General features: G+C 65.1%; 9 protein-coding genes. 4 read left to right on the top strand and 5 right to left on the bottom strand.

Annotation, left to right across the window (positions count from 1 at the left end):
* The first annotated feature begins 11 nt into the window (after nt 1–11).
* Nucleotides 12–1,253 (top strand): pyrophosphate--fructose-6-phosphate 1-phosphotransferase, encoded by a 1,242-nt coding sequence (locus AC6RV7_RS04290; RefSeq protein WP_500092668.1) that lies wholly within the window; start codon nt 12–14, stop codon nt 1,251–1,253.
* A 64-nt stretch (nt 1,254–1,317) separates the two neighbouring features.
* On the opposite strand, the gene AC6RV7_RS04295 is transcribed toward AC6RV7_RS04290, so the two are convergent.
* A complete protein-coding gene (locus AC6RV7_RS04295) occupies nt 1,318–2,208 on the bottom strand; it encodes a DNA-formamidopyrimidine glycosylase family protein (protein ID WP_500092669.1) in 891 nt (296 codons plus the stop codon).
* A gap of 28 nt (nt 2,209–2,236) precedes the next feature.
* Nucleotides 2,237–3,283, bottom strand: a complete 1,047-nt coding sequence (locus AC6RV7_RS04300) for a deoxyhypusine synthase family protein (protein WP_500092670.1) — start codon at nt 3,281–3,283, stop codon at nt 2,237–2,239.
* A gap of 98 nt (nt 3,284–3,381) precedes the next feature.
* On the opposite strand from AC6RV7_RS04300, the gene AC6RV7_RS04305 reads away from it, so the two are divergent.
* Nucleotides 3,382–4,281 carry a DMT family transporter gene (locus AC6RV7_RS04305; RefSeq protein ID WP_500092671.1) on the top strand — a complete coding sequence of 300 codons (900 nt, stop codon included), beginning with the start codon at nt 3,382–3,384 and terminating at the stop codon, nt 4,279–4,281.
* Between the two features lie 201 nt (nt 4,282–4,482).
* Nucleotides 4,483–6,360 (top strand): ABC transporter ATP-binding protein, encoded by a 1,878-nt coding sequence (locus AC6RV7_RS04310; protein WP_500092672.1) that lies wholly within the window; start codon nt 4,483–4,485, stop codon nt 6,358–6,360.
* 52 nt (nt 6,361–6,412) lie between these two features.
* Here the strand turns inward: AC6RV7_RS04310 and AC6RV7_RS04315 are convergent, their stop codons facing one another.
* The 3 genes from AC6RV7_RS04315 to aroC all read right to left on the bottom strand — a co-directional run bounded on the left by AC6RV7_RS04315 (nt 6,413) and on the right by aroC (nt 9,760).
* A complete protein-coding gene (locus AC6RV7_RS04315) occupies nt 6,413–7,729 on the bottom strand; it encodes a thymidine phosphorylase (RefSeq protein WP_500092673.1) in 1,317 nt (438 codons plus the stop codon).
* Nucleotides 7,730–7,794: 65 nt separating this feature from the next.
* On the bottom strand, nt 7,795–8,580 hold the full coding sequence (locus AC6RV7_RS04320) for a hypothetical protein (protein WP_500092674.1): 786 nt from the start codon (nt 8,578–8,580) through the stop codon (nt 7,795–7,797).
* A 73-nt stretch (nt 8,581–8,653) separates the two neighbouring features.
* A complete protein-coding gene (aroC, locus tag AC6RV7_RS04325; RefSeq protein WP_500092675.1) occupies nt 8,654–9,760 on the bottom strand; it encodes a chorismate synthase in 1,107 nt (368 codons plus the stop codon).
* Between the two features lie 194 nt (nt 9,761–9,954).
* Here aroC and AC6RV7_RS04330 point away from each other — a divergent pair, with 194 nt between their 5' ends.
* Nucleotides 9,955–11,946, top strand: coding sequence for a secretin GspD/PilQ domain-containing protein (locus AC6RV7_RS04330; protein WP_500092676.1), 1,992 nt, complete (start codon nt 9,955–9,957; stop codon nt 11,944–11,946).
* Nucleotides 11,947–11,959 lie beyond the last annotated feature (13 nt).

Here is an 11,959-nt window from a genome sequence, read left to right on the forward strand (position 1 = left end):
ACCGACATCTCATGAACACTCCGTCCGCCCGTCCGAAAAAGGTCGCGTTGCTCACCGCCGGCGGCCTCGCGCCGTGCCTCAGCTCCGCCGTCGGCGGATTGATCGAGCGCTACACCGAAATCGCGCCCGACATCGAAATCATCGCCTACAAGGGCGGCTACAAGGGCCTGCTGCTTGGCGACAGCTACAAGATCGGCCCCGCAGAACGCGCCAGCGCCGGCGTCCTCCACCGCCATGGCGGCAGCCCCATCGGCAACAGCCGCGTCAAGCTCACCAACGTCAAGGACTGCGTGAAGCGCGGCCTCGTGCAGGAAGGCCAGGATCCCCAAAAGGTCGCCGCCGACCAGCTCGTGAAGGACGGCGTCGACATTCTCCACACGATCGGCGGCGACGACACCAACACCGCCGCAGCCGACCTCGCGGCTTATCTCGCGAAACACGATTACGGCCTCACCGTCATCGGCCTTCCGAAGACAATCGACAACGACGTTTATCCGATCCGCCAGTCGCTCGGCGCCTGGACCGCCGCCGAACAGGGCGCGCGCTATTTCCGCAACGTCGTCGCCGAACACGGCGCCAATCCGCGCATGCTCATCATCCACGAGGTGATGGGCCGCAACTGCGGCTGGCTCACCGCCGCGACCGCCGCCGCCTACGAAAAACTCATTGCCACCGAGGACTTCGTTCCGGGCCTCGGCCTCTCCCGCGAACGCATCTCCGTCCACGGCATCTACGTGCCCGAAATGGCGTTCGACACCGCCGCCGAAGCCGCGCGCCTCCGCGCGATCATGGACCGTATCGACAATGTGAATATCTTCGTCAGCGAGGGCGCCGGCGTGGAAACCATCGTCGCCGAGATGCAGGCCCGCGGGCAGGACGTGCCGCGCGACGCGTTCGGCCACGTGAAGCTCGACGCCGTCAACCCGGGCAAGTGGTTCGGCGACCAGTTCGCCAAGATGCTCGGCGCCGAAAAGGTGCTCGTGCAGAAATCCGGCTACTTCGCCCGCGCCGCCGCCGCCAACGCCGAGGACCTGCGCCTGATCAAGAGCTGCGTCGACCTCGCCGTCGAATGCGCGCTGCGCCGCGAGAGCGGCGTGATCGGTCACGACGAAGACAAGAATAACGTTCTCCGCGCGATCGAGTTTCCGCGCATCAAAGGCGGCAAGCCGTTCAACCTCGGCGCGCCGTGGTTCGGCGAGCTCCTCCAGTCGATCGGCCAGCCCAAGGGCGCGACCGTATCCGTAAAACACTGACGAGGGCGAAAGCGGGAAACGCTCCCCCGCCCTGCCCTACTTCGCGGCGGCCCGAGGGCCGCCGCTATTTTTTCTCCAATTCCTCGATCGTGCGCGGCCAGTCTTCCTTCAACAGCCGCGAGAGCGAACGATCCGCCAGTACCTTGCCGCCGGTCTGGCAGCGCGGGCAGTAGTTCACTTCGTTTTCCGCATAAACGATCCGCTGCACCGTGGTGCCGCAGACGGGACATGGCTGGCCGAATTTCCCGTGCACGGCCATTTCGGGCCGAAACGCCGTCACCTTCTGCGGAAACCCGTCGCCCGCTTCCGCGCGCAACCGCTCCGTCCACTCGCGCAGCCCGCGGCGCGTCGCCTCGTGCAATCGCGCGATCTCGTCCGGCTTCAGCTTCTGCGTCAGCGTCACGGGCGAAAGCCGCGCCGCGTGCAGGATTTCGTCCGAATACGCATTGCCGATTCCGCTGAACAAACGCGGATCCGTCAGCGCGCGTTTCAAGGTGTGATTCTCGCGCCTGAGCGCGGCGCCGAATTCCTCGGTCGAACTCGCGAACACGTCGATCCCGCCTGGATCGTGCGCGCTCAATCCCGCTTCGCCATCGACGACATGCAAGGCCGCGCGTCGTTTCGTGCCGGCTTCAGTGAGCGTCAGCGTGCCGGTTTCGAACACGAGATGCGCGAGAACGTTTCGCGCCGTCGGTTTCTCGCCGGCGGCCGCCCATTGCAGGCGGCCCGCGATCATCAAATGGAGCACCAGCCAGCGATCGCCTTCGAAACCGAAGGCGATCCGTTTTCCGAGCCGGCGGAGCTCGCGCAGCCGCCGGCCTTCCAGCGACTCGATCGGCGGACGCGCCGTGCGGAGCACGAACATATCCTCGAGCCGCACCTTCGCGAGGACACGGTCCATCGCCCGGCGCCCGATCGCCTCGAGATAAACCGTGACGTCGGGCAGTTCTGGCATGGCGGCGCGGCGCGCAGGCCGCAGTCGTTTACTGGCCGAGCACCCAGGCGAAAATCAGCGGCGCACAGATCGTGGCATCGCTTTCGACGATGAACTTCGGCGTCGACGACCCGAGCTTGCCCCAGGTGATCTTCTCGTTCGGCACCGCGCCCGAGTAGCTGCCGTAGCTCGTGGTCGAGTCGCTGATCTGGCAGAAATAACCCCAGAGCGGCACGCCCGTGCGCTGCAGATCCTGGTGGAGCATCGGCACCACGCAGATCGGGAAATCGCCCGCGATGCCGCCGCCGATCTGGAAGAAACCGATCGAGCCTTCGCCGTTCTTCAGCTTCTTCGCGTTGCGCGTGTAGTAATCGGCGAGCCACGTCATGTATTCGATGCCGGTGCGCACGGTGTGGACGTTCTTCACGTCGCCGCTGATCACGTGGCCCGCAAACATGTTGCCCAGCGTCGCGTCTTCCCAGCCGGGCACGACGATCGGGAGGTTCTTCTCACACGCGGCGAGCATCCACGAGTTCTTCGGGTCGATCTGGTAATGCTTCTTCAGTTTCCCGCCGCGCAGGATTTTATACATGAACTCATGCGGGAAAAAGCGCTGGCCCGCGCGATCGGCGGCGACCCATTCCTCGAGGACGACGGACTCGATGCGGCGCATCGCTTCCATCTCGGGAATGCAGGTATCGGTCACGCGGTTCATGTGCCGGTCGAGCAGGTTCTGCTCGTCCTCGGCCGTGAGGTGGCGGTAGTGCGGCACACGCTCGTAGTAATCGTGCGCGACGAGATTGAAGATATCCTCCTCGAGATTCGCGCCGGTGCAGACGATGAGATGAACCTTGTCGCGGCGGATCATCTCGGCGAGCGAGATGCCGAGTTCGGCCGTGGACATCGCGCCCGCGAGCGTGACGGCCATCTTGCCGCCGGCCTTGAGGTGCGTCTCGTAGCCCTTCGCCGCATCCAGCAACGAGGCCGCATTGAAATGACGGTAGTTCTGCGCGATGAACTTGGACACCGGGCCCTTGTTTTTGGCGAGGGCCGCGTTGATGTCCTCCGGACGTTGCTTGCTGCGTTTGGCTTTCATGATGTGTGTGGCGAGAAATAGAGTCGCGCTGCAGCGATCCGCCACAAAAAACCGTCGCGCCGTGCGGACGGCTGCGCTGAGGTGATCGTTCCTGGTTCATGCTCGGCGCGTTCCTCACCACGCTGTTCTTCTCGCTCTCGGCGATCTTCGCCCAGCGCAGCATTCGTGCGGTCGGCGCTACGCGTGCCAATCTCGGCCGGCTCCTCGTCGCGCTCGTCTGCCTCGGCGCCTACGCGCACATCTTCGGCCAGGGTCTGCAAGGCGCGGGCCGCGACTGGTTTTTGTTGAGCGGCGTGATCGGCATGGGACTCGGCGATCTCGCGGTCTTCGCCGCGCTGCCGCTGCTGGGTTCGCGTCTCACCGTCCTCATGACGCAGTGCCTCGCCGCGCCGATCGCGATGCTCGCGGAACGCGCCTGGCTCGGCACCGCTCTCACCGGGCCGCAACTCGCATGGGGCTTCGTGATTCTCGCCGGCGTCGCCGTCGCGCTCATGCCTTCGAGACGCCACCCGCCGCGCGTGCGGTTGCGTCCAGCCGGTTTCGTTTTCGGCGCGCTCTCCGCCGCGGGCCAGGGCCTCGGCGCGGTGCTCAGCCGCAAGGCCAACGCCCTCGCCGCGCTTGCCGGCGAGCCGATCGACGGCATCACCGCCGCGTATCAGCGCATCGCCGGCGGGCTCGCGGTCACGCTGCTGTTCTTCGCGGTCCGCGCGCTCGTCGTCCACGCACCGAGGCCTGCCGAAACGCCCGTCGCGCCAACGCTTCGCGACTGGAAATGGGTTCCGCTCAACGCGCTCGCCGGCGCAGTGATCGGCGTCAGCGCGTATCAATGGGCGCTCGCGACGACGCCGAGCGGGATCGTGCTGCCGATCGTCGCGTGCACGCCGCTCGTGATCGTGCCGTTGAGCTACTGGCTCGAAGGCGAACGCCCCACGCGCCGCTCGCTCCTCGGCGGCGCCGTCGCCGTCCTCGGTTGCGTCGCCCTCACACTCGTCCGCTGAACCCCGCGTTCATCCCCCGCTCGCCGCCGCGCTTCGCTTCCTGTTTCCACCTTTCGTCTCCACCTTTCTCGCACTCACCCACCCGGCGAAGGCCCAAACGAGAGTGTCATATAATGTATGACACTCTGGTTTGGGCCCGGCGCGGGAGGCGAAACCTGCCATTGACGAGCGGGAGCGGGTGCGGTGTGGTGCGCGGTTTCGATGCTGACGATCGCCGACGTTTCCAAGTCCTATGGCACCCGCGAGCTGTTCTCGGACGTGTCCCTTTTCATCGCGCGCACGGACCGGCTCGGGCTCGTCGGCCCCAACGGCGCGGGCAAATCCACGCTCTTCAGCCTGATCCTCGGCGAGGAGCGGCCCGACACCGGCACGATCGAGTGGGAACGCGGCGCGGACTTTGGTTTCCTTCCGCAGGAAAGCGCGCCCGTCGGCGACGAAACCGTGCTCGAGATCGCCACGAGCGGCAAAAAACTCATTCCCGACGAGGACGACTACGACATCGACTACACGCTCGAGCCGCGCGCGCGCAAAATCCTCGCGGGTCTCGGGTTCAAGGAAGGCGATGCCGACAAACTCGCGAAGACGTTTTCGGGCGGCTGGGTGATGCGTGCGCATCTCGCGCGACTGCTCGTCGCCGAGCCCGCGTTGCTGCTGCTCGACGAGCCGACCAATCATCTCGATCTCGAGGCGCTGTTGTGGTTTCAGGATTACCTTACGCGCTACCCCGGCGGTCTCGTCGTGATCTCCCACGATCGCGCGTTTCTCAACGCCCTCTGCACCGGGATGCTCGAGCTCCGCGCCGGCACGCTGCATTACTACCACGGCAACTACGACAGCTTCCTCAAGGAGAAGGAGGCGCGCAAAACCCAGCAGGCCGCGGTCTACAAGAACCAGCAGCGCGAGATCGCGCATCTGCAGACCTTCGTCGACCGTTTCGGCGCCAAGGCGTCGCTCGCCACGCGCGCGAAATCGAAGGAGAAACAAATCGAGCGCCTGAAGGCCGTCGCCGTCGAGGAACCGGAAGACGAACTGCGACGCATCAATTTCAAATTCCCGCAGCCGCCGCGCTCCGGCCTGAAAGTCGTCGAGCTGAAGAACGTGCAGCAGGCCTACGGCGAGCACGTCGTGTATCGGGATCTCAACTTCACCGCCGAACGCGGCCAGCGCATCGTGCTCGTGGGCCCCAACGGCGCGGGCAAGTCGACGCTCCTGAAAATCCTCGCCGACGCCATTCCGATCCAGGGCGGCACGCGCGAGCTGGGGATGAACGTGGTGCCCGGTTACTTCGCGCAGAACCGGCTCGATAACCTCAACCCGAAGCTGACCGTCCTCGAAAATGTGATGGAGCTGCGCACGAACGAGAACCAGCTCACGGAGCAGCAGGCCCGCGCGATTCTCGGCGCGTTTCTTTTCCGCAAGGACGACGTGCACAAACCGATCGGCGTCCTGTCCGGCGGCGAAAAATCCCGCCTCGCGCTCGCCCGCATCCTCGTGCATCCGCCGAATCTCCTGTTGATGGACGAGCCGACGACGCACCTCGACATCCCGTCGATCGACGCGCTGATCAACGCGCTGAAAAACTACGAGGGCACGCTGATCTTCATCAGCCACGACGTGCATTTCATCCGCGCGGTCGCGGGCAACGTCCTCCACGTCCACAGCGGCCGGCTCACGCCTTACGCCGGCGACTACGATTACTATCTCGAGAAATCGCGCGCGAGCGACGCCCGCGCTGCGCTTACCGCCGGCTTCACCGACGCGCGCCCGAAGCAGGCTTCGCCTGCGAATCTCAAATCTCAGATTTCAAATTCGAAATCGCCGGCGAAAACGGCCAAGCCCACGCCCAACCAGCTGCGTAAATTTCGCGAACAGGTGGGCCAGCTCGAGAAAGCCGTTGTCCAACTCGAGGCGAAACAAGCCGAGATCACCGCGGCGCTCGAGGATCCCGAGACCTACGCCGACAAGGGCAAGTTTCATCACCTCAATCGCGAGCTGTCGGCGATCGTCGACCAGATCACCGCCGCGACCGCCGAGTGGGAAGCCGCCGCCACGCAACTGGCGGAAATGGAAAAACCATAACGAGGCACGGTCGCCTCGCGCCGCGAAAAGCGCCGCGCGCAACCGCTTCGCGTCAGCCGATCACCTCGTCGATCAACCGCGCCGGCTCGCGGCGTTCGTCGCCGACCGCGATCGCTTTGGCCAGCATCTCCTTCGCGTCCGCAAGCGCCGCTTCGTCGTTCGCGTGGATCACGCCAAGCGGCGCGCCGTTCGCCACGCGCTCACCGATTTTCACGAGCTCGTTGATGCCGACGGCGTGATCGATCCGATCCTCCGCCCGCGCGCGGCCGGCGCCGAGCCGCAGCGCCGCGAGCGCCACGCCCATCGCGTCGACGTCCGTCACGAAGCCGCCGCGCACCGCGACGAACGGCTCTGTCAATCGCGCCCGCGGCAGCCGGTTCACGTCGTCCACCACGCGCGCATCGCCGCCTTGCGCCGCGATCATCTCGCCGAATTTCTTCAACGCTGCGCCGCTCTTCACACTTTCCTCCAACTGCGTTCGCGCGTCACGCGCGTCCCTTGCGACGTTCGCGAGCAGCAGCATCTGTTCGCCGAGGACATACGTGACTTCCATCGTATCCGCCGGTCCTTCGCCGCGCAGGCACTCGATCGATTCGATGACTTCGAGCGCGTTGCCCACCGCCCGGCCGAGCGGCTGATCCATCGCGGTCATCACAGCGCGCGTCGGTTTGCCCATCGTTTTCGCGACCGACACGAGCGCTTCCGCCAACTCGCGCGCCTTCGCCTTCTCCTTCATGAACGCGCCGCGGCCGAACTTCACGTCGAGCACGAGCACGTCGATCCCTTCGGCGAGTTTCTTGGCCAGAATCGAGCCGCAGATCAGCGGAATGCTCTCCACCGTCGCCGTCACGTCACGCAGCGCGTAGAGCTTCTTGTCCGCAGGCGCGAGTTCCGCGGTCTGGCCGATCAGCGAAAGTCCGATCTGCTCGAGCTCGGCGCGATATTCGGCGAGCGAGAGGCTCACGCGAAATCCGGGGATCGACTCGAGTTTGTCGAGCGTGCCGCCGGTGTGGCCGAGTCCGCGTCCAGAGATCATCGGCACGGCGACGCCGCAGGCCGCGACCATCGGCGCGAGGTGAAGCGAGATCTTGTCGCCCACGCCGCCGGTCGAGTGCTTGTCGGCCTTCGGCAGTTTCACGCTGCTCAGGTCCGCGACCACGCCGGAACGCATCATCGCTTCCGTGTAAGCCGCGACTTCGTCCGCGTTCATCCCGCGCAGCACGATCGCCATGAGCAACGCGGAGAGTTGATAGTCCGCCCACGACCCGTCGGTCGCACCGCGCACGAAGCTCGCGATTTCTTCGCGGGTCAGCGCGTGGCCGTCGCGCTTGCGCGCGATGATGTGTTGGGGAAACAGGGTCGCACTCATGTGCGCAGCGAAGCCGGGTCCCGCGACCGAGGCAAATCCCCTCGCGCCGGTCTCTGCGTGCGCGGTTACGACGCGTCCGGCGCGGGCTGATCGAGGAACTTCGTGACGTCGGGGATTTGCTTTACGCGCTGGCCGCCCGCGCGGCGTTCGAGATACGGATCCTCGGCCGGCGCGGCTTCGATCTCCTCGTCGTCGGCCGTCTCCTCGTCTTCGTCGATCTCCTCGCCGTCCGCGTTCGTGAAAACGAAGTCCTGCTCCTCGTCGAACACCTGCGAGACGCGGCGCGCCTGCGGCTCCAGTACGAGCAGCGGATTTTTCACGCGACCGTCCTTCACAAATTCGAAGAGCACCGGCAGGAACTGCTTCTTGTAGTGGGTCTGGAAATCGCTGATCCACTTGTTCTCCACGCCTTCGCGACGGTTGAGCAGCACAACGTCGGAAAAGTGCACCAAGGCGTCATACCACGCGACCAGCGACGGATTTTTCTCCACGAGCTGGCAGTTCACGACGCAGATCACGCGCGCGAGTTCGCCGCCCTGAGCTTCGACCCAGGCCTTGAACACTTCGATCTGGTCGACGGGATTCGTGCGTCCGTCGGTGATGAAAAACACATGCGTTGCCTCCTCCGGCAGGGCGCCCTCGATGAACTCGCCCGTCCATTTCCAGTAATCGACGCGCGGCAAACTCGCGGCGCCGGTCGACTCCTTTTCCGTGTCCGACACCAAGACCGCCACGCGATCGGTTTCGGCGAGCCCGCCGTCGATGAGATCGGCCACGACGTCGCGGCGGCCCGAGCCGGCGGCGCCGAGGATCAGATAAACGAGCGGTTTGGCGTTTTCGTCGGAAGACATGGAAAAAAATCCGCGCGCGGGCGGAACGAGACCTTCTCCAACCCCGCATCGCCTGCAAGCAGGCTCGCTACATTCAGAAGCGGAAGAGCCGGTTCTGCGCCGCGTGGCGCATCGAGTGATCGACGAGCACGAGCGCGGTCATCGCCTCGACGATCGGCACCGCCCGCGGCAGCACGCAGGGATCGTGACGCCCCCGCGCGGCCAGCTCGGTTTCGACGCCGTGAACATCGACGGTTTTCTGCGGCTGCAGGATCGTCGCGGTGGGTTTGAAGGCGACGCGGAACACGATCTCCTCGCCGTTGCTGATGCCACCCTGCACACCGCCGGAACGGTTGGTCGCCGTGTGCACGGCGCCCTCGCGCGAGACGAACGGATCGTTGTGCTCCGAACCTTTCAAACGCGTGCCGGCGAAGCCGCTGCCGATCTCGAAACCTTTCGTCGCCGGGAGAGAGAGCATCGCCTTTCCAAGGTCCGCCTCGAGCCGGTCGAACACCGGTTCGCCGAGTCCCGCCGGCACGCCCCGCACGCGGCACTCGATTACGCCGCCGACGGAATCGCCGACACTGCGCACGGCCTTGATGCGCTCGATCATCGCCGCCGCCGTCGCGGCATGCGGGCAGCGCACCGCGTTGGCTTCGATTTGCGCGAGGGTCGGAAACTCCATCAACGCCTCCGCGGGCACCGCGATATCATGGATCTGCGTCACGAACGCCCGGATCTCCACCGGCGCCGCGCCCGCGCCCAACGCCAGAATCTTCTTCGCGATCGCGCCCGCGGCGACGCGTCCGATCGTCTCGCGCGCCGAGCTGCGGCCGCCGCCGCGATGGTCGCGCAAACCGTATTTCGCCGTGTAGGTGTAGTCGGCGTGCGACGGGCGGAATTTCTCCCGCATCTCGTCGTAAGCGCCCGGACGCTGGTCGGCGTTGCGCACCAGCAGCGAAATCGGCACGCCGGTCGTGCGGCCCTCGAACACGCCGGAGAGGATTTCGACGCGATCCTCCTCCTTGCGCGGAGTAACGATGTCGCTTTGCCCTGGACGGCGGCGGTCGAGTTCCGCCTGGATCTCCTCGACCGTGAGCGGCAGTTGCGGCGGGCAGCCGTCGATTACCACGCCGACGGCCGGGCCGTGGCTTTCGCCCCAAGTCGTAATCCGAAATAGTTTTCCGAAGCTGTTCGGCATCGCAGCGCGGGAGCGTTGGCTCCGCGGTTTCGCCCCGCAAGCGGCAAATCCGTTCTCACGCAGGTGTAAAACTTCGCCCGTGCCAGCAACATTCCGGCGCGTTTGCCGTCACACACATCTCCGTTTACATCGCAGGCGGTTTCGCCTCAGATTTTTTTCCTGTTTTGCGCCTCCCTTTTCCCTGCACCTTTTGCATGAGTCTGCGTCCCCTCTGTTTCGCCTTGGCCGCTGGTCTTCTCGTCGCGCCCGCCGGCGCGCAAACCCCGCCGCCTGAAGCCTCCGCCAGCGCGCCCGCCGCCGACGAGCTCGTCGGCCCGATCAAGCTGCCCGACGCCGACATCGACACCGTGCTCGGCCTGCTCGAGATCTACACGGGCCGCAGCATCCTGCGCCCGCAGCAGCTTCCGACCGCAACCTACCGGCTTGTCATCGAAAAGAAGATTCCGAAGTCCGAAGCCATTCTCGCCCTCGAGACCGTGCTCGCCCTCAACCAGGTCGGTGTCGCGCCGCTCGGCGACAAATTCCTGAAAGTCGTCGCGCTCTCGCAGGTCAAAACCGAAGCGCCGGAGATGCTTTCGGGCTCGACGCTCAACCTCCCCCCCAGCGGCCGGATCGCGACGAAGCTCTTCACGCTCGATTTCCTCCGCGTCAACGAATTCATCCCGCAGATCACGCCGCTTCTCTCGCCCGGCGTTGCCAACGGCGTCGTGCCGCTCGACAAGGCCAATGCCGCGCTGATCACCGACTCGATCAGCAATCTCCAGCGCGTCGAACTGCTCATCCGCGAGCTCGACCGCCCCGTGATGACCGGCCTCACGCCAAAATTCTACACGCTGCGCAACGGCGCCAAGGCGAGCGACATCGTGAACAAGCTGCGCGCGATGTTCCAGGGCCCGCTGCAGAACCAGCTCGGCACCTCCATTTCCTACAGCGCCGACGACCGCACGAATCAGATCATCCTGCTCGCCGACGAGCGCCAAGTGCCGCTGTTCGACGAACTCATCGACAAACTCGACGTCCGTTCCGATCCCAACACGCGCAACGAAGTCGTTTATCTGAAACACGCGTCCGCCAAGGAGGTCGCGCCGCTGCTCAGCCAGCTCGTCTCCGGCCAGACCAGTGCCGCGCAAAAGGCCGGCGGTGGCGCGAATCGCACGCTGCCCGCACAACCCGACCAACCGGCGCCACCCGAAGGGGCTCCCGCCGTTTTGGGCAACGAGGGCACGAACGAGTTCAGCACTCTCGTCACGATTCTCGCCGACGATCGCAGCAACGCGATCGTCGTGTCCGGCACGGTCGACGACCTGCGACTCGTGCGCGACCTGATCAACAAGCTCGACATCGTACTCGCTCAGGTGCGCATCGAAGTCGTCATCGCCGAGGTTACGCTCAACGACCGCGTGAAGACCGGCATCAGTGCACTAGATATCACCGTCGGTCAGCATAATGGTGTCACGAAGGTCACCAAGTTCGGCGGCGAGTTCAGCGGCGTGAAAATCGAGGGAGGCCAAGTCGATCCGCTCTCGTTTGTCGCCTCGCTTTCCGACGCCGGCCAAAAGTCCAATCTCAAAGTCCTCTCCACGCCGAATATCACGACGGTCCACAACAAGGAGGCGCAGATCCTCGTCGGCGAATCGCGCCCCATCATCACGGGCAGCACACGCACGCCTGTTGCCAGCACCACGGACAGCGGCTTCGCCCAGACGTCCCAGGTCACCTACAAGGACATCGCGATCGACCTGAAGGTCACGCCGCTCATCGGCGACGACGGCTCGATCCAGTTGAAGATCGCGCAGAAGGTCGACGACATCATCGACAACATCACGATCGACGGAAACTCGCAGCCGGTCATCGGCCGCCGCGAAGCGACCTCGTTCGTTAACGTGCGCGATGGCGAGATGATCGTCCTCGGCGGCTTGCAGCGCAACAAGGACAGCCGCTCCCGCGGCAAGATCGGCTTCTTTGCCGAGATCCCGATTCTCAGCCACCTCTTCGGCGCGCGTAACAACTCCGATGAGCGCACCGAACTGCTGCTCTTCATCCGTCCGAAGGTCATTCCGATCGAGAACTCGACGGCCGACGCGGCCGACCGCATCAACTCGCAGTCGAACCGCGACCAGATCAACCAATACCTCAGCGACCCGTCCAAGCAGGCGAAGGAACCGCTGATCGAGAAACTCAAGTAAGCCCGGCGCTGCC

It is taken from the genome of Opitutus sp. sgz309028 (assembly GCF_059821195.1).